Here is a 21,198-nt window from a genome sequence, read left to right as displayed (position 1 = left end):
AGGGTGCTCAGGATGCGATCGTTCACCGCCGTGGTGAACCCGGCGGCGGGCGGCGACGCGGCCGCCCGGCTCATCCCGGTCGCGCGGCTGCTGCGCGAGGCCGGCGCGGAGATGACCGTGGAGTACAGCCGCAGCCTCGAGCACGCGGCCGAACTCGCGCGCACCGCGGCGGACAAGGGCCACGCGGTCATCGCCGCGGGCGGCGACGGCATGGTCGGCGGGCTGGCCGGGGCGCTGGCGGGCACGGACGGTCTGCTCGGCATCCTGCCGGCGGGCCGGGGCAACGACTTCGCCCGCCAGCTGGGGCTGCCCGACCGGCCGGACCGGCTCGCCGCGCTGCTCCTGGAGGCGGAGCCGAGGCGGATCGACGCCGTCGAGGTCACCTCGCCGGGCGGCGCGGCGCGCGTCGTCGCGGGGAGCGTGTACGCCGGGGTCGACTCCGTGGCGAACGCCCACATCAACCGGCTCACCCGGTTGCCCGGCCCGCTCGCGTACTACCTCGGCCCGCTGCGCGCGATCGCGACCTGGCGTCCGGTCTCCTACCGCGTCACCGTGGACGGCGAACTCCACGAGGAACGCGGCTACACGGTCGTCGTCGCCAATTCCGGGTTCTACGGCTACGGCCTGCACGTCGCGCCGGACGCGGCGGTCGACGACGGGCTCCTCGACATCGTGATCATCCGGCACGCGCCCAAGCGGCTGTTCTTCGCCGTCATGCGGGAGCTGCCCCAGGGCACGCACGTACGCCGCCCGGAGATCCAGGTCCTCCGGGGCCGGGAGGTGCTGGTCGAGGCCGACCGGGAGATCCCGTACGGCGCCGACGGCGAGTTGCTCGGCACGTTGCCGGCGACGGTCCGGGTGCTCCCCGGCGCGCTCAACGTGATCGCCGATCCGGCCTGACACTTGACATGCGGTTGACCGGTCCGAGACGGGAACGGCGGTACGTTCCCGGGTGTGATCCGTGATTCGGGGGCGATCACCGTGAAACACGCGCTGGCCGCACTGGCGGGCATCGCGGTGGGCCTGCCGGTGCTGGCGGCCCTGGCGTCCAGGCCGGACGGGCAGCCCGCCGGAGGCCTGCCGGCCCGCTACGTTCCGTGGGCCCGCGTCGGGCACCGCGTCCCGACGGCGTTCGCGGACCAGCGGGCGCCGGAACGCCGGCCCGCCGCCCGAAGGCCCCTGGCGTCCAGGTCCGGCCGGACGCCGCCGGCTCCGTCGACCCAGACGGTGCTCCGCGGCCCCCTCGCGTTCCCGTACCACCGACCCGGTCCGACCGCAGGCCGCGGCCCCGGCCCGACCGCCGACAGCGGCCCCGGTCCGACCGCCTACCGCGACTCCGAACAGGCGGCTCCACGCGGCGCGGACCGTACGGCCGCGCAGGAACCCGGCCGGGCGCCGTCGCGCCCCCCGGCCGGCACACCGACCGACGAAGGTGCCGGGCGCCCGGTCGATCTCGAGCTGTCCATCGCCGCGCCGCCGACCGTCCGGCCCGGCGGCCGATTCTCGTATTCGGTCCGGCTCACCAACCACGGTCCCGGCACTCCCGGCCCGATCACGGTGCGCAGCGCGCTGCCGCCCGGAACCGTACGGACCGGCGCCTGGCTGCCCACGGGCGTCGACGGGTACACCGGCGCCGGGGAGGCCGCTCTCGTGGTGCGCCGGCTCGGACCGGGCCGGTCGCTGGCAGCGCGGTTCGACGTCAGGGTGCTGCCGGAGACCCGCGGGGAGCTCGTCGCGCGGGGCCGGATCACGGCGATCGGCGGAGTGCCGGACCATATCCCGGAGGACGACACCGCCCAGGTCTCCACGGTCGTCCGGCCCCGGTGAGCCCGCGGTTCCCCGGCCGCCGTGGAACCGCCGGCAGCGACGGGGCGTCTCACCGGATGAACGCCATGGGGCACTGAGGAAGAGCAGGGGACATGCGGACCATCCTGAACATCATCTGGCTGATATTCGCCGGCCTCTGGCTCGCGCTCGGCTACTTCCTCGCGGGGATCGTGTGCTGCATCCTCATTATCACCATTCCGTTCGGCATCGCCGCCTTCCGGATCGCGCTGTACGCGCTGTGGCCGTTCGGTAAGACGGTGGTGCGGCGAAACGACGCGGGGGTGATGTCCGCGATCGGCAACGTGATCTGGTTCTTCGTGGCCGGGCTCTGGTTGGCGATCGGCCACGTGGTCACCGGGATCGCCCTGTGCGTCACCATCATCGGGATCCCCCTCGGGCTGGCGAACTTCAAGCTCATCCCGGTGTCGCTGCTGCCGCTGGGACGCGAGATCGTCTCCACCGACGACCCGCGCGCCTTCGGGGTCGGCTGACACGCTCCCGGGCCGATCCGGGGAGACGGCTCGGGTGAGAAAGATCATCCTCTCCGCACGCGGGCTGGACAGCCGCTGGTCACAGGGACAAACTTGCCCCATGTCAGCGGCCACTCCGTTGCCCAGGCAGGGCGACGTGTTCTTCGACTCGCGGGGAGCGGACCGCGCGCTGCGACTCAGCCGCCATCCCGACGCCGGCGTCGTCGTGCTGAGCATCTGGAACGGCGGCGTGTGCCAGGGCACCTTCCGGCTGCCGTCCGACCAGATCGCCGCGTTCGCGGAGGCGCTGCTCAGCGCGGCGCCGGAGACCCGGCCGCCGTTCCCGCAGACCGGCCAGTACGAGCCGCCGCCCGCCGACCGGCTCAGGCCGCCGCCCGCCGGGCAGTATGAGCCGCAGACTGCCGGGCAGTACGAGCCGCTGGCCGCCGCACCGTATGAGCCACCGGCCGCAGGGCCGTACGAGTCCCCGCCCCCCGGGCAGTACGAGCCGCCGCCCGCCGGGCAGCACGACTCGCCGCCGACCATTCCCTGACGAGCCGCCGGCGCCTCTCCGCCGACCGGACGGCCTGGCCGGAATGTGCCGAACAGCGGCCGGAGAGTGATCACCGCTGCTACGGTGCCCCGGTGCCCCCCTCTTCCCACTCTTCCCGCGACTCGGCGGCCGGCGCCGGGTGGACGTGCCAGGAGCCGGGAACGTACACCTCCCTGCTGCCGAGCCGGGTCCGGGACCTGTCCTGGACGCGCCCCTCGACGCTCTGGCGGGCCCGTAACGACGTCCTCGCCCGCTGGTTCGGAGACCCGACCGACGACGAGCGGGCGCGCTGGGTCGGCGAACAGCTCGCGCGCGGCGCGGGCCCGGATTTCGCGATCGAACGCGACGACCCGGACTCCTTCTCCTTCATGGTCCTCGGCGACACGGGCGAAGGCGACGGGTCGCAGTACGCCGTGGTGCCCGGTTTCCACAGGATCGGCGAGGGCACCCGGTTCGCGATCATCGCCAGCGACGTCATCTACCCGACGGGGAGCGTGAACGAGTACGCCACCAAGTTCTTCCGGCCCTACCAGGGCTACCACGCGCCGATCTACGCCGTGCCGGGCAACCACGACTGGTACGACGGCCTTGGTGGGTTCATGCGCGTCTTCTGCGGTGTGCCGCCGCTGTCGCCGGACGGCCGACCGAAGGCGTTCTCGGCCGCCTGGTGGCGGCGGCTGTTCTGGAAGGAACCCGACGTCGCCGACGAGGGGCGCCTCGCGGCGGCAGAGGCCCTGCGGGCCGCGCCGGAGCAGCGGGCGGTGCAGCCCGGACCGTACTGGGTGATGGACGCCGGCCCGCTCCGCATCGTCGGCATCGACACGGGCATCATCGGCGGCATCGACGCCGACCAGGGCGCCTGGCTGCGCCGGGTGTCCCAGGGGCCCAAGCCGAAGATCCTGATCACTGGCAAGCCGCTGTACGTGGACGACGAATCGCACCCCTGCCCGATCGCGGGCGGCGGCACCGTGGACGACATCGTCCGCGACCCGGCCTGTAACTATGTCGCCGCGATCGGCGGCGACATCCACAACTACCAGCGTTATCCGGTGCGGGTCGGCGACCGCGTCATCGAGTACATCGTCTCGGGGGGCGGCGGCGCGTTCATGCACGCCACCCACACCATCCCGCGGGTGGCGGTGGGCGGCGTCACCGAGGAGGACTTCCGCTGTTACCCGCTGCGCGGTGACTGCCTCTCCTTCTACAGCAGGCTGTACGGCAGGCGGCTGCGACTGCGGCGGTTCTTCGAGCTGACCGAGGACGACGCGGCGGCGGTCATCGCCCGACGACTCGGGATACCGCCGAAGCGCGGGACGCGGGCGGCGGTGACGTGGCGCGCGCGGATCGTCGCGTCGCTGCTCGGGGTGCCACCGCGGCCACATCGCCGGTCACGTCTGCGCCTCCCCGTACGCCGCATCTATCAGCGGTTCCTCTCACCGATGTCCGATTCGAACTGCCCGCCGCTGTTCAAGAGCTTCCTGCGTCTCGACGTGACGCCGGAGCGTCTGAGGATCCGATGCTTCGCCGCCACGGGCTGTCTGGAACACGAACTCGACCCGCCGATCGAGGACGAGATAACGATTCACCTCAATCAATAGCAAATCAGCAGGAACCTCGGCACTCTAATCCGCGTCGATCACAGATGGCACCCACGGCGCCCCCGAGCTCCGCCGTGACCCCCTCTACCCCGGGAGAACCCTTAATGAGCAACCCCTATCCGCAGAACCAGCCGTACCCCGGCGCGGCGCCGCAGTACCAGGGCCAGCCCCAATACCAGGGCCAGCCGCAGCACCAGGGCGCCCCCCAGTACCAGCAGGGCGCGCCGCAGCAACACCCCGGTCAGATGGTGCCCGCTCAGCAGGGCGGAGCCGCGTACGGGCAGCAGGCGCAGCACGGCCAGCCGGCCCTCATGGGCATCCAGATGAAGCGCCGTAACCCGGTCGGTGTCTGGCTGGGCCTGCCGCTGATCACCTTGGGGATCTACAACCTGTTCTGGTACTACGCGGTCCACAGCGAGCTGGCGAACTTCGACCGTCGCCGGCAGATCAGCGGCGGTATGGCGCTGTGCTCGCTGCTGTTCGGGTGGATCACGCTGGGCATCTGGCCGCTCATCACCTTCATCCAGCTCGGCAGCCACATCCGCGACGCCCAGCGGGCCGCCGGCCTCCAGCCCACCGCCAGCGGTGGCGTCGCCTTCCTGCTCGGCCTCTTCGGCTTCGGCACGCTGTACTACCAGATCCAGCTGAACAAGGTCATCGACCGCTACAGCGGAGCGCCCACCGGTGCCCAGGTTCCCCTGGCGGCCTGACGCTCTGGTGGAGTCCCGGGGCCGGGCGGCCGGACCCGGCCCCGGACCATCCCCTCAGTCCCGCACGATCCGCACGTCGACCACTGCCGAGCGCCCGGACTCCAGGATCTTGAGCGCGCGCTGCAGCGCCGGGACGAGGTCCGTGCGGTCGTCCACGCTCTCGCCGTCGGCGTGGCAGGCCCGGGCCACCGCGGCGAAGTCGGGGGGACTCTGGAAACGCGTACCGACCGCGTCCCCCCGCGCCGCCGAACGGCCCTCGGGGAACAGCTCGAAGACGGGCAGCCTGCTCGCCCGGTAACCGTCGTTGTTCAGCACGACCGCCAGGATTGGCGCGTCCGCCTCCGCGGCCAGGCACAGCGCGGACGTCGGCACACCGAACATGAAGCTGCCGTCTCCCACGACGGTCACCACACGGCGGTCGGGTGCGGCGAGCTTGACGCCGACGGCGCCGCCGAGACCCCAGCCCAGCCCCGGGCTGCCGGTTCCCGCGAGGGTGCCGGGCAGGCTGCGGTCCAGGACCTCGCGCAGCGTGGTCGCGTTGGTGACCGTCTCCTCGACGACGATGTCGTCCGCGCGGAGCACCTCGTTCAGCGCCGCGAAGACCTCCGCGGCGGCGATGGGCCCCTGCGGGGTCTCCGCACCGCCGGCGGTGCGGGCCTCACCGACCTCCGCGCCCGCCCACTTCGCGGCCGGGTCGATCTCCGGCAGAGCGGCCGTCACCTGGCCGAGCACGGTCGCGCCGTCCGCGGCGACGGCCAGGTCGGCGGGGAACGTCCAGAGCGGCATGTCCTCCCGGAGCGGGTCCGCGGCGATCTGCACCACCGTGGCGTCCGCACGCGGCCGGACGATCTTGGGGATCCACGGCACGTCGCAGTCGGCGACGAGGATGAGGTCGGCCTCGGCGACGAGACGCTGGGCCGTCGCCGCCGAGCGGACGTTCAGCGGGTGGGAGCTGTCGATGTTCACACATCCGCTCTCGGGCTTGTCGACGACCCGCGTCCCGGTGAGCTCGGCCAGTCGCGTGACCGCCTCGAAGCCGCCGGGTCGCCGGCCCGTCCGTGAGGTGATCAGCAGCGGCCTCTCGGCCTCGGAGAGGAGATCCGCGATCCGCCGCACGGTCTCGGCGTCCGCCACGGGCGGGCGCGGCACGGCGTACCCGGTCGTCCGGCTCGGTCCCGTGGCCGGCGGGTCCATCAGGACGTCGCGGGAGACCATGAGGTACGCGGGGCCGGGCCGCCCGCCGCCGGCGACCTGCACGGCGCGGCCGACCGCCCGGGGCAGGACGTCCGGGCGCGTCACCTCCAGCGTCCACTTGGCGTACCCGCGGACGACGCCCGCCTGGTCGGGCACGTCCTGCTGCCAGTGGATGGTGTGCGAACGGCCGCCGAGGGAGTCCGGGTCCTCCCCGTAGGGCGTCTTGCCGGCGATGACGACGACGCCGGCGCGGTCGCGCATCGCGTTGTGCACCATCGCGCCGAGGTTCTGGGTGCCCACGTCCACGTGGACGAACACCGCCTGCGGGCGCCCGGTCACCTGCCAGTAGCCGTGCGCCGCGGCGAGGGCGACCGACTCGAACGTGCAGGTGATGATCCGGGGCATCCCCACGCCCGCCTCGGCGAGCGTGACCGCCGCCTCCTGCAGGGGGGCCGAGTCGGTGCCGGGATTGAGGAACAGATGGTCGACGCCATGCTGATGAAGCAGCCACAGCAGGTGCTCGGCCGTGGTGTCGGGTCGGAAATCGTCGCTCACGTGGTCTCTCTCCACTGGAATGACGGCTGGACACGCCGCGTGCGTCGGGTCGCGCCGCCGGGACGGCGTGCGGACCCAATGGATCTTGCCCAGCGCGGAGTTCCACCGCAAGACCGCCGTTACACCGGCCGGAGATGTCGGTGGGGGGAGGCAGAATCGACGCATGCGGATCGCAGTCGGCACGGCCCCGGGCGTGGACGGTGTGCTGCGGCCCGTGGCCGACGACGGCACGCCCGCCGGTCCGGCCGAGCCGGTCGGCGACCTGGTCTCCGCGATCGCCCGCAGTGAGGCCGAGGCCGGCCCCGGCGGTGTGCGGTGGATCTGGGCGGCGACGAGTCACGTCTACCCGCGGCTGCTGCGGGCGGGCGTCCGCCTCGGGCGCTGCCATGACCTGGAGCTCACCGAGACGCTGCTGCTGGGTCACGCCGGCCGGTTCGGCGAGCCGCGGTCGCTGGCGGCGGCGTTCGCCCGGCTGAACGGCCAGGAGGTGCCGGACGACCCGGGCGCCGCCGATGACCTCCCGACCCTGTTCGACGACGGGCCGTCCGACGACATCGATGCCGTGCTGGCCGTCCACGCGGACCAGCAGCGTCGTGTGGCGGCGGCCGGCCTGCGGCTGCTCGTCGCGGCCGAGTCGGCGGGCGCGCTCGTCGCGGCGGAGATGGGCCACGACGGCCTGCCCTGGCGCGCCGACGTCCACGACGCGCTGCTGACCGAGCTCATGGGCCCCCGCCCGGCGCCGGGCCTGCGGCCGCGCGGGCTCCAGCAGCTGGCCGACCGGATCGGGGAGGCGCTCGGCCGGCGCATCAACCCGGATTCGCCCGCGCAGATCGTCAAGGCGTTCGCGCAGGCCGGGATCAAGATTCCGTCGACGCGCTCGCACGTGCTGCGGGAGGTCGGGCATCCGGCCGCGGGCCTCCTGCTGGAGTACAAGGAGCTGGCCCGCGTCTACGTCGCGCACGGCTGGTCGTGGCTCGACACGTGGGTGCGCGATGGCCGCTTCCGCCCGGAGTACGTCGTCGGTGGCGTCGTCTCCGGCCGCTGGGCCACCAACGGCGGGGGAGCGCTGCAGATCCCCAAGGTGCTGCGGCGCGCGGTCGTCGCAGATCCGGGCCGGCGTCTCGTCGTCGCCGACGCCGCCCAGCTGGAGCCACGGGTGCTGGCCGCGCTGGCCGGGGACCACGCGCTCGCCGCCGCGGCGGGCGAGAACGACCTGTACTCCGCGCTGGCGGGCGCCTTCGGCGGCGCCCGTGACAAAGCCAAGATCGCCATGCTGTCCGCCATGTACGGCGGCACGAGCGGCGAGGCGCCGCAGCTGCTCGCGGTGATGCGCAGCCGATTCCCCGCCGCGTACGACTATGTGGAGGCGGCGGCCCGCGCGGGTGAGGCGGGACGCGTGGTGCGGTCGAGGCTCGGCCGCACCAGTCCGCCACCGTCACAGGAGTGGCGCGAGCTCGCCGTTCAGGACGGCGGCGGCTCGGCCCTGCGCAGCCGCGGCCGGTTCACCCGCAACTTCGTCGTCCAGGCCAGTGCCGCAGACTGGGCGCTGGTGCTCCTGGCGGCGCTGCGCCGCAGGCTGACCGCCCTGGGCTCTGGCGATGCCGCCAACGCCCCACGGCTGGTCTTCTTCCAGCACGACGAGGTGATCGTGCATGCCCCGCGGGAGCTGACCGAGGCGGTGATCGACTCGGTCAGCGAGTCCGCGGCGGAGGCGCGTCGCCTGGTATTCGGCGACACTCCGGTCCGCTTCCCGATGGAGGCCGTCGCCGTCGCCTGCTACGCCGACGCCAAGTGAGACGACGGAAGACGACGGAAGACGACGGAAGACGACGGAAGACGACGGGGAGACGCCGAGTGAGACGGCGAGGGGGACGACGAGGGGGACGACGAGTGAGGCGTTCGCACACGCTCGGTCAGGCGCGGAGCGAGCCGATCGGGTCCCACGACTCCCGGGTGTTCAGGGCCTCGGCGTCCATGTCGGTCGTCTGCTGCCAGATCGCACGCACCCCGGCGAGCTCCTCGGCGTCGAGGATGTCCTCGATCCGGCCGAACCCCCCGGGCGCACGCTCGGCGATCAGGTCGAGCACCCGGTCGAGCGGCATGTCCCGGCAGGCCATCGCGACCGCGTTCGCCCCGGGAAGGCGGATCTCCTCGTACGCCCGCAGGCCGGTGACCGGGTCCGTCGCCGACGAGGCCAGCTCCCGGGCGAGGACCCGGGCGTCCAGGATCGCCTGCGAGGCGCCGTTGGAACCCACCGGGTACATCGGGTGGGCGGCGTCTCCGGCCAGCGTCACCCGGCCCCGGCCCCAGAAGGGCAGCGGGTCACGGTCGACCATCGGGTAGTCGAGGATCGACTCCGCGTTCGACAGCAGGCCGGGCACGTCGAAGCCGTCGACGCACCAGTCGGCGTAGTAGGGGAGCACGTCCTCCAACCGGCCCGCGCGCGTCCAGTTCGCCGTGGCCTCCCGGCCCTGCGGGTCCGAGGAGACGCGGACCTCCGCCACCCAGTTCACCAGGGAGCGGCCACGCTCGGCCGCCGCCTTGGAGATCGGATAGGCGACCATGCGCCCCAGCCCGTGGGCGCCGGCGACCAGCATGGTGTCGCCGGTGAGGAACCGGTCCACCTCGGTGACACCGCGCCACATGCGGACGCCGTTCCACAGCGGCGCGCCCTCATCCGGGTGCAGCAGCCTGCGGGCGGCGGAGAGGATCCCGTCCGCGCCCACCAGCAGGTCCGCGCGCAGGGTGACGACCTCCCCGCTCGCGCGGTCGCGCAGCCGCGCCTCCACTCCCGCGGAGTCCTCCGCGAACCCCTCGAAGGACAGCCCGGTCCGTACGGCGTCGTGGCCCTGGCGTTCGCGCACCGCGTCGACGAGCAGCATCTGCAGCTCGCCGCGGTGGATGGAGTACTGCGGCCAGGCGTACCCGGCGTGGCGGCCGCGCGGATGAACGGCGATCCGGTTGCCGAACCGGTCCATCGTGATCATCTCGCGCGTCGGGATCCCGGTGGCCTCCAGCGCCTCGGCGAGCCCGAGTTCGGTCAGTTCCCGTACGGCGTGCGGTTGCAGGTTGATGCCCACGCCGAGCGGTCGCAGCTCGGGGGTCGCCTCCACGACGCATGCGTCGATGCCGGCCCTGTCCAACGCGAGTGCGGTCGTCAGGCCGGCGATGCCCGCCCCCACGATCAGCACGTTCACGACGATGTTCCTCCTGCGAGGCGAGCGGTCATGATGAGAAGGGCGGGCCGGGGTTGAAAGTCTGGCCGTTCCCCCGTACGAGCCGTCCGACCTCCGCGCGCATGTGCACGAACTCGGGGAGCTCACGGGTGGTGATCTGGTCGCGCGCGGTCGGCAGGCCCACGGCGAGGTCGGCGACGACCCGTCCCGGGGCCCGGCCCAGCACGATGACCCGGTCGCCGACGTAGACGCTCTCGTCGATGTCGTGCGTGACGAGCAGGATCGTCATGCCGCGCTTGCGCACCCGCAGGACGAGGTCCTCCAGGTCCTCGCGGGTCTGCGCGTCCACCGACCCGAACGGCTCGTCCATCAGGAGCAGCGCCGGCTGGTAGGCGAGGGCGCGTGCGATCGACACGCGTTGCTGCATGCCGCCGGACAGCTGCCACGGGTACTTATGCGCGGCGTTCGCCAGGCCGACGGCCTCGAGGGCGTCCACCGCGGCCGCCCGGCGTGCGGCCTTGGAGCCGCCGCGCCGGCGCAGGGGCAGCGCCACGTTGTCACGCACGGTCAGCCAGGGCAGCAGGGAGCGGCTGTAGTCCTGGAACACGACGGCCAGGTTGTCCGGTACGTCGGTGATCTCTTTGCCGTTCAGCGAGATCTGGCCCTGCGAGGGCCGGACCAGCCCGGCGATGCAGCGCAGGAGCGTGGACTTCCCGCAGCCGGACGGCCCGACGATGCTCACCAGTTCGCCCTGGGCGATCTCGAGGTTCACGTCTTCCAAGGCCATGTGATCGGAGTAGTAGTGACCGACCTTCTCGATCAGCAGCACGGGGTTCACCTGTTCCGTGAGTCGGTGGGGGAGGAATAGGCGGAGGATGTGCTCGCGGCCACCGAAACCTCCACGAGGAACGGGCCGTCGTGGCCGAGCGCGTGCGACAGCGCCTCGCCCAGGTCGGCGGCCTTGTCCACGCGGCGTCCCGGGCAGCCCAGCCCCGCGGCGACGGACACGAAGTCGATCCCGTGCAGGTCGGTGCCGGGCACGTCGGGGATGTCGATGCGGCGGGCGAGCGCCTTGACGGCCGCGTACGCCTGGTTGTTCAGCACGATGAAGGTGACCGGCGCGCGGTGCCGCGCGGCCGTCCACAGTGCCTGGATCGAGTACATGCTGGAGCCGTCGCCGACCACGCACACGACCCGCTCTCCCGTCCCGGCCAGAGCTCGGCCGACCGCGACCGGAAGACCCCAGCCGAGGGCGCCGCTGCCCGTGGTGAGGAACCCGCCGGGCCGGGTGATGGGCAACCGGGCGTGGAGCACGTCCCGGTGACTGGGCACCTCTTCGACGAGGACCGCGTCGTCGGGCATCAGCCCGCGCAGGGTCTCGACCACCAGGGCCGCCTCGATCGGATCGGTGACCGGGGGAGCGGCGAGCCGGGGGCGGGGCGGCGGCGCGGGCCGGTCGGCCTTGTCGAGGAGTTCGAGCAGGGCGGTGACGCCGGCCCGGATCGTCGTGAGCACGCTCGTCCCCACCGGCGCCCAGGCCGTCTGCGCGGAATCGCAGTCGAGGTGGAACAGGCGCGCCCCGTCCGGCAGGTACGGCCCCTCGGTGTGCACGTGGTACGTGAAGACCGGCGCGCCGATCGACACGATGACGTCGTACGGTTCGAGGGCGTGGGCCAGTTGGTCGCGCACCGGGGGCAGGAAGCCGCGGAAGAGACCGTGGTCCTCGGGGAAGCCCGACCGGCTGGACAGCGGGCTGATCCACACCTCCGCGCCGGTGCGCTCGGCCATCTCGGCGACGGCCGGGGACGCGCCGTCGTCGTCGACGCCAGCCCCCACGATGATCGCCGGATTCCGGGCGGCGTTCAGGGCGTCCGCGAGCTCCAGCAGCGCCCGCGGGTCGCCCACGAAACCGGTGTGGACCTCCCGGTGCTCGACCCACTGAGCCGGGCGGTCCCAGTCGTCCTCGGGAACCGAGATGAACACCGGTCCGCGCGGCGGCGCCATCGCGACGTGGTACGCCTCGGCGAACGCCGCCGGGACGTCCTCGGCGCGTTCGGGCTGCCGGCTCCACTTGACGTACGGGCGGGGGAACAGCGCGGGTTCGTCCGCGGACAGGAAGGGCCGGGTCGGCAGCATCGCGCGCGACTGCTGCCCGGCGACGATGAGGAGCGGCACCCGGTCGCGGTAGGCGTTGAAGACCGCGCCGAGCGAGTGCCCCACGCCTCCCGCCGAGTGCAGGCTGACCAACGCGGCGCGGCCGGTGCCCATCGCGTGCCCGGCCGCCACCGCCATCGCGACGGACTCCTGGAGCCCGAGAACATACGTGAAGTCCTCGGGCCAGTCCTGGAACATGCGCAGCTCGGTCGAGCCCGGGTTGCCGAACATCGTCGTCAGGCCGGTCCGCCGCAGGAGGTCGAAGACGGCGTCCCGGACCGTGGGTCCGGTCGGCCCGAGCGGTGCTCCGGTCATGTGGCCTCCGTCCTTCGCGCCCCGTGATGCCATGCCAGCGACCGGCGTTCCACCACGAGCAGCATCACGTTGAGCAGGTATCCCAGGATTCCGAGCAGGACGATCGTCGCCCATACCGCCGGCAGGTCCGACCGGCTCTGGGCGTCGACCAGCAGGAACCCGATGCCGTCGGTGGTCCCGGGCAGCAGCTCGGAGAACACCATCAGGATCAGCGCGAGCGACAGGCTGAGTCGCAGCCCGGCGAAGATCTTGGGCATCGTGGACGGCAGGATGATCGTGAACAGCCGGGTGGTCGCCCGCAGCCTGAACACGCGGGCGGTGGCCAGCTGCAGCTGGTCGACCGAGCGCGCGCCGTCCGCCGTGTTGAGCAGGATCGGCCAGATCGCGCTGAAGATGATCGAGGCGAGCTGCATCGGGGTGCCGAACGTGAACAGCACGACGAAGACCGGGGCGAGCGTCGGAGGAGGGATGACCCGGAAGAACTGGAACAGCGGGTCCAGGTAGGCCAGCACCCGGTCCGAGCGGCCCAGCAGGAGCCCGAAGGCCACGCCGACGACGAGCGCGGCGGCCAGCCCGACGGCCATCCGGGCGAGACTGGGAAGGATGTTGTCCGTCGCCATGGACGTCAGGAACAGATGCGACACCGGCCCGGAGAACCACAGGTGGTACATCTGCCTGACGATCTTCGAGGGTGGCGGGAAGAACACGCTCTTCGCCGCCCGGGTGCCGAGCTCCCAGAGGACGACCATGATGATCAGGGCGAGCCAGCGGTGCAGGGCCGCGGTGAGCACGCCCAGGCCGTGGCGGGCCGGCCGGCGGCCGGCGGTGGTACTGCTCATGACCGGCCTCCCGACTGCGCGGCGTGCCAGCGGAACAGCCGCCGCTCGGCCTTGACGAGCACGGCGTTGATGATCAGCCCGAGGGCGCCCGCCCAGACGGTGCCGGCCAGCACGTCCTTCGCGCTGTCGATCCCCGACTGCGCCTGCGCGATGAAGATCCCGATGCCCTCGCCGAAGCCGGACAGGATCTCGGTGCTGACCGCGAGGATGAGGGCGACCGCCGCGGCCAGCCGGATACCCGTCGCGATGAACGGGGCCGCGGCCGGGAGCGAGACCCGCCACATGACGGCCAGCCTGCCGAAGCCGAACGTGCGGAGCGTCTCCTTGGCGACCGGGTCGACGTCCTGCAGGCCGTAAATGGTGTTGTACAGCACCGGCCAGAGCGCGGCGTACACGATGAGCGTGCTCTCCGTCCTGATCCCCGCGCCCAGGATCAGGCCGACGAGCGGGATGAGCGCGACGGAGGGGATGGGCCGCAGGAACTCCAGGATCGGCCGCAGCGCGGTGCCCACTGCGGGAACGCCGCCGATCAGGAGGCCGAGCGGCACCCCGCCGACGACGGCGATCGCCAGCCCGAGGGCCCACGCCTTGATGGTGCTCAGGAGGTTCGTCTGGAAGTCCGGGTCGCCGGCCAGCCCGACGGCCCGCGCCAGGATGTCGGAGGCGGGCGGGAAGGAGGAACGGTCGACGATCCCCGACCGGCCGAGGATCTCGGTTGCAGCGATGAGAATCGCGAGCCCGGCGGCCCCGCGCAGCCATCTTCCGCTGCGCGAGAGCCGCCGGGCTCGCGGGTTGTGCTCGGTCATACCGGTGTGATCACTTGCCGGAGGGGGTGAAGATGATGCTCTTGGCGTCGATCTTGCTCTTGAGCAGGCCGTTCGCCTGCATGAGGTCGAGCAGCCGCTGGATGCGCGCCGGGTTGATGTCCGACGGGTAGCCGGGCAGGCTCAGGACGGACGCCGTCTGCGCGTCGATCTTCGCGTACTCCGGCAGCACCGACTCGACCTGCTTGCGGTCGCTGGACGCGAGCTGCTGCGCCTTGCTGATCGCCCGCTGGAACGCCGCGGCGGTCTTCGGGTACTTCGTCACCCAGTTCTCGGTCGACATGTAGCCGCTGACCGGCAGGTCGGTGACCGGGGCGCCGCCGGCGTCGAGGATCATCCGCGCGCCCAGTTTGCGCTGCATGTCCGTGCCGAAGGGCTCGACCGTGAGCGCGGCGTCGATCTGGTGCTTCTGCAGCGCGGCGGCCATCAGCGGGAACAGGACCTGGACGTACTTGACCTTCGAGGGGTCGACGTTGTTCGCCTTGAGGACCTCGTTGAAGGTAAGCGACTGGATGTTGTTGAGAACGTGGACCGCGATCTGCTTGCCCTCGAGGTCCTTGGGCTGCTTGATGGGCGAGTTCTTCGGCACCACCGCTTCCATGAAGCGAGGGGCGGAAGCGGCGGCGTCGGCGACGATGCGCAGCTTCAGCGCACCGGCGACATTCATCTGAATGAACGAGACGTAGTTACCGCCGGCGATGACGTCGACCTGTCCGTTTTTCAGGGCGGGCACCGCGTCGGTGCTCTTCGCCACCGGCTGCAGCTTTACGTTGAGCCCTTCGGCCTGGAAGAGCTTCTGCTTCACGGCGATGTGCAGACTCGCGGAGTCGACCAAGGGCAGTGCGGCGACTGTGATGGTCTTCTTCTCGAGGCCACTTCCCGAGGACGACGACTTTGAGCCGCCCCCGCAGCCCACGGCAAGGGCGGCGGTGAGAAGAAGACTCGTGAGGAGGGCGGGGCGAGACCCGAACCGTCTCATGGCGCTCCTTTGATAGGAGGAAGGGGAAGAGGAGCAAGCGGGGTTACTGGGGTGGAGCGCGGTCAAGCGTCTGTCAACTCGACAAACCGCTTTCATCGCGAACAGGGGGGAGGTTACAGCACGCGTCGAGTGATGCGCAGGGGACAGAACGGCTCTTGTTTACTTCGCGTCAAGTACGATTCATCCCGATATGTCGCATATGTGCCGATCTCACAGTGTTGTGGCCCTCGAAGGACGCTCCGTGCCCTCCTGGGGTCCCGTGCCCGCCCGTTCGGGGGTGGTCCGGCAGGGGTCGGCGGTCGCCGCCGCCGTCGGCATCGGGGCGGTGTGCAGGTATGGGTGGCCGCCCGTCGCCGGCCCCTCGCGAACGGTGAAATCGCTCTGCTCCATTGCTGGGTGCGATGAATGCCGTCAACACGGCGTCTAATATCACGCAGCATGAATGGCGAATTACGTTCCGTTAGATCGGGTTGAGCGAGTTTTGGTTACTGTGAGCGGCGGTGAGGTTACTCCTACATCAAACCGGGTCGCAGTATTTGGATCTCTTTGCGAGTGGTCCCCGCTGTGTGCTGCAATGTCGGACGCTGGACGGAAGACGCGATGGACCCCTCGTCAGCGCCTCCTTTTTCTAACCAGCGCGGATCCTTACCGTGAGAGGGTGTAAACGCCAAGTGCGGATGCAACCAAACGACGAACCTGGTGACCGCACTCCGCCGCCGATGGTGGCGGAGGATGGCGGTCCCCCGCCTTCTGGGTCCCCGGGGCCCGGCAGCAGGTTCCGGCTGCGCAACTGGCGCGTGCGACAGCGGTTGATCGCCCTGATCCTGATCCCGACGGTCGTCGCGCTGGCCTTCGGTGGCCTGCGAATCGCCACGTCCGTCAGTCAGACGCAGTCGTACAGCCGGGTCGAGCGACTGTCGGAGCTCGGCAGCCAGATCACCGCCCTCGTTCACGCGCTCAGCAGCGAACGAGACCTGACGGCCGCCTACATCGCGGCCGACCGCGAGCCGACATTGCTCGCCCAGGTGGAACAGGCGTACCCCAAGGCCGACGCGGCCGCGGTGCAAGTGCGGAAGCTGGCCGACGGCATCGACGCGTCGTACGGCGCGCAGGTCGTCGCGAACACCACCCGGATGCGGAACCGACTGGAGGCCATCACCAACCTGCGCCAGAACGCCGCCAAGACCAAGATGCCGGCGGCGTCGGTGATCCTCGTCTACTCCGAGTCGATCAGGGACCTGCTGGCCTTCAACGACGTCATCTCCCAGGGTGCCGCGGACGAGAAGCTCGGCAACTCCGTCCGTGCCCTCGTGGCGCTCTCGCGCGCCAAGGAGCAGGCGTCCGAACAGCGCGCGGTCCTGTACTCGGCCGCGCTGAACGGCTCCCTCGGCGTCAGCGACATGTCGTCCCTCTCCGCGGCCGTGGCCCGGGAGGACAGCGAGATCGCCTCCTTCCGCGAGGCCGCGACGTTCGATCAGGCCCAGCTGTACGACGACACCGTCATCGGCCCGCAGGTCGACACCTCCGCCGTGCTCCGGCAGCGGGCGATCTCCCTGGCACTCGGCGGAAAGGCGGCCAGGCACCTGGACCTCGACCCCCAGACGAACGAAGACGCCGCGGAGTGGCTCAAGGCGTCGACGGCGAAGATCGACCTGATGCGCCAGGTCGAGAAGAAGCTCGCCGATCAGGTCATCGCGGGCAGCAAGAACCGCAGGGACGACGCCATGCAGTCGGCGATCCTCAACTCCGCCGCGATCGTCATCGTCCTCATCCTGGTGCTGGTCGTGACGCTCCTGATGGCCCAGTCCCTGGTCAGCCCGCTCCGCAGGCTCCGCTCCGGAGCGCTGGAGATCGCGAGCCACCGTCTGCCCGATCTGGTGCGCCGGCTGCGCGACCCGGAGGCCGGCAACGCGTCGATCAACGTCGAGCCGATCGACGTGCGCACGACGGACGAGATCGGTGAGGTCGCCCGCTCGTTCGACGAGGTCCACCGCGAGGCCGTACGCCTCGCGTCCAACGAGGCGCTGCTCCGGGGCAACGTCAACGCGATGTTCGTCAACCTGTCCCGGCGCAGCCAGTCGCTGATCGAACGCCAGCTGCGCCTGATCGAGAACCTGGAGCAGAGCGAGCAGGACTCCACCCGGCTGGAGGCACTGTTCAAGCTGGACCACCTCGCGACCCGTATGCGGCGTAACGGTGAGAACCTCCTGGTCCTCGGCGGCCAGGAGCAGACGCGGCGCTGGAACAAGCCGGTCGCGCTGGTCGACATCGTCCGGGCCTCGCTGTCGGAGGTGGAGCAGTACGAACGGGTGACCCTGCGGATCCAGGACGACGTCTCCGTCATCGGCCGCGTCGTCAACGACCTCGTGCACCTGGTGGCCGAGCTCGTGGAGAACTCCACCACGTTCTCGCCCGAGCACACCAAGGTCGCGGTGTCCGGCCACCTGCTCAGCGGCGGCGGCGCGATGCTCCAGATCTCCGACAACGGCGTCGGCATGTCGCCGGACGAGCTCGAAGAGGCCAACTGGAAGCTGGCCAACCCGCCGACGATCGACGTCTCGATCTCCCGGCGGATGGGCCTGTTCGTGGTCGGCCGGCTGGCCCAGCGCCACGGCATCCGGGTCGAGCTGCGCGCGGCCCTCTCGGGCGGCCTCACCGCGTTCGTGATCCTTCCCTCGAGCGCGATCACCCAGGACGCGAACGCGCCGAGCCCCCGGCGTCTCGACTCGCCGGTGGAGGCGGCGGCCCGGCGGCCGCTCGCGGCCGAGGCGCCCGTCGCGCGCGGGCAACTGCCCCGCGGCATCGAGCCCGTCGCCGCGGCACCGGTGCCCGACACCCCGTGGGAACCCGCGCGATTCGCCGAGCGGAACTACAACGAGGCGGCTCACGACGGCGTCGAATCCACGCCGTTCGACAGGGAGCCGCCGCGTGCCCCCAGGGAAACGCTGGGGAGGCCGGTCGAGCAACCGCGGAGCTCGTCGGAACCGGTATGGAACCCCAGGGAGCCCGTACGGCCGCCGGCCGAGCCGGTGCGCAACCAGGCCGAGCCGCCCGGGGACCAGACAGGACCGCTGCCCAAGCGCAAGCCTGCGAGTACCTCACCGCCGGGCCGGGGCGCCGCGCCATCGGCGCCGGGCCGCTCGGGTCCCCCGGCGACCGCTCCGCCCACGGGGCGCCCGCCGCGGCCGCAGAACCCGCCGTTCTCTCCGGGGAGGCAGCCGGCACGGCCATCGGTGACGGGATCGACACGCGATGCGGGTCGGATGGGCGACGAGAACGGAGGACGTTCCCCTATCTTCGAGGCAATGCAGTCGGAATGGTTCCAACGCCGCAAGACGGGATCAATGGCCAAATCTGAGTCGGCTCCTCCGCCCGAGTGGTCCTCGCCCGCAGACGAGGGCTTCCGAGCGGCGGAGACAGTGCGCGCCCCTGCGGTGGGTGGGAAGACCGCCGCAGGACTGCCGAAACGGGTGCCGGGTAACAACCGGATCCCCGGGTCGATAGCCTCGGCGGCCTCGCCGCCCTCGCCGAGGTCGGCGCCGCAGCCTCAGCAATCGGTCCCGCAACCGGTCCAGCCACCGGCCCGGCCGGCCTTCCAGCCGCCAGAGGCCGAAACGGTACGGAACCGATTCTCGAGCTTCCAGCAGGGCGTACGCAGGGGTCGCGCCGCGATCCGGCCCGAAGATGATGAACGGGAGAACCAGTGAACAGCCGCCAGGATCTCAGTTGGCTGGTGACCACATTCGTCGAGCGCGTCCCACGTGTCGCGCACGCCGTCGTGGTGTCCTCCGACGGCCTGCCGATGGCGTACTCCGAAGGCTTCCCGGCCGACCGCGTCGACCAGCTCGCCGCGATCGCCTCCGGGTTGACCAGCCTCACGCAGGGTGCGGCGCGAATCTTCGAGGGCGGGGCGGTCACGCAGACCCTTGTCGAGATGGAGCGTGGCCTGCTTTTCGTGATGGCTATCAGTGACGGTTCGGTGCTCGGCGTCCTCGCCGCGCCCGACTGCGACATGGGATTGGTGGCCTACGAAATGGCACTGCTCGTCGAGCGCGTCGGCCGGGTGCTGACCCCGGCGCTGCGCGCGGAACCAGGGATTGGTTAAGGGTGGACGGCGGCCGGTACGGAAACCGGGACTTCGGCGCGTACCAGGGGCCGGGGTCCGGACCGCACCAGAGCCCGCCGCCGGGGTTGCCCTCGCCGCCCTCGGAGACGGGAGAATCTAGCTCGCTGGTACGGCCGTACGCCGTGACCGGCGGGCGTACCAAGCCACGGTACGACCTGCCCATCGAGGCGTTGATCTCGGCGGCGCCGTACCCCCGCCGTGACATCACCACTCTCACTCCCGAATACAAAGCCATCATCGATCTATGCCGGAACTGGCGTTCGGTGGCCGAGGTGTCAGCCCTGCTGAGGTTGCCGCTCGGCGTCGCGCGTGTGCTCATCGCTGACATGGCACACGAAGGCCTGGTGCGCGTGCACCAGTCCCCCTTCACCGAGGGGCAGCCCGACCTCCAGCTGCTGGAAAGGGTTCTCGTTGGACTTCGCAAGCTCTAGTCCGGGCATTTCGCCCGGCCTGACCTCCGTAAAGATCATCGTCGGAGGCGGCTTCGGCGTCGGGAAGACGACCTTCGTCGGCTCGGTCTCGGAGATCATGCCGCTGACGACCGAGGCCGTCATGACATCGGCCAGCACTGGGGTCGACGACCTTTCCGCGACGCCGGACAAGACGACCACCACGGTGGCCATGGACTTCGGCCGGGTCAGCCTCGACCAGGAACTCATCATGTACCTGTTCGGGACGCCCGGTCAGCACCGGTTCTGGTTCATGTGGGACGACCTCGTGAAGGGCGCGATCGGCGCGGTCGTGCTGGTCGACACACGCCGGCTGGCCGACGCCTTCCCGGCGGTGGACTACTTCGAGGAGTCCGGGCTGCCGTTCGTCGTCGGCATCAACGGCTTCGACGGCGTCTACGGCCACGGCATCGAGGACGTACGGGATGCGCTCACGATCGGCGCGCACGTCCCGATCGTCACGTGTGACGCCCGGAACCGCGAGTCGACGAAGATGACGCTCATCACCCTCGTCGAGCACGCGATGAGGATGCGTGCACGGATGCCCATCAATCACTGAACCCGGTTCGCCACCGGATACCTGCATGTTGCATCATTGTCGGACGTGACTAAAGCTTCGACATACACCTCCTATGTCGCCCTCGGCGACAGCTTCACGGAGGGCCTGGACGACCCGGCCCCAGCCGCGGGTTACCGCGGCTGGGCGGACCGGCTCGCCGAGCACCTCGCCGCAGACGGCCCGGAACTCCGGTACGCCAACCTGGCCGTCCGCGGCAGGCTGCTGCGGCAGATCGTCGACGAGCAGGTGCCCCGCGCGGTCGAACTGCGTCCCGACCTGATCACGTTCGCCGGCGGAGGCAACGATCTACTCCGGCCCGGAGTCGACCCCGACGCCCTCGCGACCGTGTTCGACGCCGCCGTACGACGGCTGCGCGCCACCGGGGCCGAGGTGCTGGTCTTCACCGGTTTCGACACCCGCGACGTGCCGGTCCTGCGCCGCATCCGCGGCAAGGCGGCGACGTTCAACCTCCACCTGCGGTCCATCGCCGACCGGCACGACTGCCACCTCGTCGACCTGTGGTCGATGCGGCTGCTGCTCGACCCGCGGGCCTGGGCCGAGGACCGGCTGCACCTGTCGCCGGAGGGCCATCGCCGGGTCGCGCTGGCCGCCTGCGAGGCCCTGGGCGTACCGGTGACGGGCGACTGGCGCGACCCCTGGCCGCCCGTCCCGCCCGTCGACTGGCTGACCTCGCGCCGCGGTGACCTGCGGTGGGCCCGCGCGTACCTCCTGCCCTGGATCCAGCGGCGCCTGCAGGGCCGATCGTCGGGGGACGAGGTCGCCGCGAAGCGACCGGACCTGCTGCCCCTCTGACCGGCCGGCGATCTTTCGCGCGCGACGCTCTTGACGCGCGCCTCCTAGGATGAGATG

At 71.3% G+C, this 21,198-nt stretch carries 19 protein-coding genes; 12 read left to right on the top strand and 7 right to left on the bottom strand.

Annotated elements, in window-relative coordinates; genetic code table 11:
- The first annotated feature begins 12 nt into the window (after nt 1–12).
- From NE236_RS32030 to NE236_RS32005, 6 genes are all read left to right on the top strand, one after another.
- On the top strand, nt 13–900 hold the full coding sequence (locus NE236_RS32030; RefSeq protein ID WP_252845949.1) for a diacylglycerol/lipid kinase family protein: 888 nt from the start codon (nt 13–15) through the stop codon (nt 898–900).
- A 54-nt stretch (nt 901–954) separates the two neighbouring features.
- On the top strand, nt 955–1,827 hold the full coding sequence (locus tag NE236_RS44770) for a hypothetical protein (protein WP_252845948.1): 873 nt from the start codon (nt 955–957) through the stop codon (nt 1,825–1,827).
- Between the two features lie 92 nt (nt 1,828–1,919).
- Nucleotides 1,920–2,318 (top strand): YccF domain-containing protein, encoded by a 399-nt coding sequence (locus NE236_RS32020; RefSeq protein WP_252845947.1) that lies wholly within the window; start codon nt 1,920–1,922, stop codon nt 2,316–2,318.
- A gap of 100 nt (nt 2,319–2,418) precedes the next feature.
- Nucleotides 2,419–2,850 carry a hypothetical protein gene (locus NE236_RS32015; protein WP_252845946.1) on the top strand — a complete coding sequence of 144 codons (432 nt, stop codon included), beginning with the start codon at nt 2,419–2,421 and terminating at the stop codon, nt 2,848–2,850.
- A gap of 92 nt (nt 2,851–2,942) precedes the next feature.
- A complete protein-coding gene (locus NE236_RS32010) occupies nt 2,943–4,448 on the top strand; it encodes a metallophosphoesterase (protein WP_252845945.1) in 1,506 nt (501 codons plus the stop codon).
- Between the two features lie 104 nt (nt 4,449–4,552).
- Complete coding sequence (locus NE236_RS32005; RefSeq protein ID WP_252845944.1) at nt 4,553–5,158, top strand: DUF4234 domain-containing protein; 606 nt, start codon at nt 4,553–4,555, stop codon at nt 5,156–5,158.
- Between the two features lie 54 nt (nt 5,159–5,212).
- Here the strand turns inward: NE236_RS32005 and NE236_RS32000 are convergent, their stop codons facing one another.
- Nucleotides 5,213–6,907 (bottom strand): thiamine pyrophosphate-requiring protein, encoded by a 1,695-nt coding sequence (locus NE236_RS32000; RefSeq protein ID WP_252845943.1) that lies wholly within the window; start codon nt 6,905–6,907, stop codon nt 5,213–5,215.
- Nucleotides 6,908–7,070: 163 nt separating this feature from the next.
- Between NE236_RS32000 and NE236_RS31995 the strand changes: the two genes are divergently transcribed.
- Nucleotides 7,071–8,702 (top strand): bifunctional 3'-5' exonuclease/DNA polymerase, encoded by a 1,632-nt coding sequence (locus NE236_RS31995; protein ID WP_252845942.1) that lies wholly within the window; start codon nt 7,071–7,073, stop codon nt 8,700–8,702.
- A gap of 118 nt (nt 8,703–8,820) precedes the next feature.
- Here the strand turns inward: NE236_RS31995 and NE236_RS31990 are convergent, their stop codons facing one another.
- Genes NE236_RS31990 through NE236_RS31965 form a run of 6 tightly spaced genes read right to left on the bottom strand, consistent with a single transcriptional unit; the run spans nt 8,821 to nt 15,194 of the window.
- The gene (locus tag NE236_RS31990; protein ID WP_252845941.1) at nt 8,821–10,104 is read right to left on the bottom strand and encodes a flavin-dependent oxidoreductase; all 1,284 of its coding nucleotides are present in this window, start codon (nt 10,102–10,104) and stop codon (nt 8,821–8,823) included.
- Nucleotides 10,105–10,132: 28 nt separating this feature from the next.
- The gene (locus tag NE236_RS31985) at nt 10,133–10,870 is read right to left on the bottom strand and encodes an ABC transporter ATP-binding protein (RefSeq protein ID WP_252846086.1); all 738 of its coding nucleotides are present in this window, start codon (nt 10,868–10,870) and stop codon (nt 10,133–10,135) included.
- Between the two features lie 47 nt (nt 10,871–10,917).
- Nucleotides 10,918–12,552, bottom strand: a complete 1,635-nt coding sequence (mdlC, locus tag NE236_RS31980) for a benzoylformate decarboxylase (protein WP_252845940.1) — start codon at nt 12,550–12,552, stop codon at nt 10,918–10,920.
- Entirely contained in the window at nt 12,549–13,391 is an 843-nt protein-coding gene (locus tag NE236_RS31975) for an ABC transporter permease (RefSeq protein WP_252845939.1), read from the bottom strand. The genes mdlC and NE236_RS31975 overlap by 4 nt, the downstream gene beginning before the upstream one ends.
- Complete coding sequence (locus NE236_RS31970) at nt 13,388–14,197, bottom strand: ABC transporter permease (protein ID WP_252845938.1); 810 nt, start codon at nt 14,195–14,197, stop codon at nt 13,388–13,390. Before NE236_RS31970 ends, NE236_RS31975 begins: the two co-directional genes overlap by 4 nt.
- 10 nt (nt 14,198–14,207) lie before the next feature.
- Nucleotides 14,208–15,194: an ABC transporter substrate-binding protein gene (locus NE236_RS31965; protein WP_252845937.1), complete on the bottom strand. Its 987-nt coding sequence runs from the start codon at nt 15,192–15,194 to the stop codon at nt 14,208–14,210.
- A 797-nt stretch (nt 15,195–15,991) separates the two neighbouring features.
- On the opposite strand from NE236_RS31965, the gene NE236_RS31960 reads away from it, so the two are divergent.
- From NE236_RS31960 to NE236_RS31940, 5 genes are read left to right on the top strand one after another with little or no spacing between them, the layout of a single operon-like run.
- Entirely contained in the window at nt 15,992–18,901 is a 2,910-nt protein-coding gene (locus tag NE236_RS31960; protein ID WP_252845936.1) for a sensor histidine kinase, read from the top strand.
- A complete protein-coding gene (locus NE236_RS31955; protein ID WP_141959232.1) occupies nt 18,898–19,299 on the top strand; it encodes a roadblock/LC7 domain-containing protein in 402 nt (133 codons plus the stop codon). The genes NE236_RS31960 and NE236_RS31955 overlap by 4 nt, the downstream gene beginning before the upstream one ends.
- A gap of 2 nt (nt 19,300–19,301) precedes the next feature.
- Entirely contained in the window at nt 19,302–19,751 is a 450-nt protein-coding gene (locus NE236_RS31950; RefSeq protein ID WP_372494464.1) for a DUF742 domain-containing protein, read from the top strand.
- Nucleotides 19,752–19,770: 19 nt separating this feature from the next.
- Nucleotides 19,771–20,328 (top strand): GTP-binding protein, encoded by a 558-nt coding sequence (locus NE236_RS31945; protein ID WP_252846084.1) that lies wholly within the window; start codon nt 19,771–19,773, stop codon nt 20,326–20,328.
- Nucleotides 20,329–20,373: 45 nt separating this feature from the next.
- Nucleotides 20,374–21,141 carry an SGNH/GDSL hydrolase family protein gene (locus NE236_RS31940; protein WP_252845935.1) on the top strand — a complete coding sequence of 256 codons (768 nt, stop codon included), beginning with the start codon at nt 20,374–20,376 and terminating at the stop codon, nt 21,139–21,141.
- Nucleotides 21,142–21,198 lie beyond the last annotated feature (57 nt).

Source organism: Actinoallomurus purpureus (genome assembly GCF_024055795.1).
Classification (GTDB): Bacteria; Actinomycetota; Actinomycetes; order Streptosporangiales; family Streptosporangiaceae; genus Actinoallomurus; species Actinoallomurus purpureus.
Note: the sequence above shows the minus strand (reverse complement) of the source record. Positions and strands in the feature narration are given on the sequence as shown.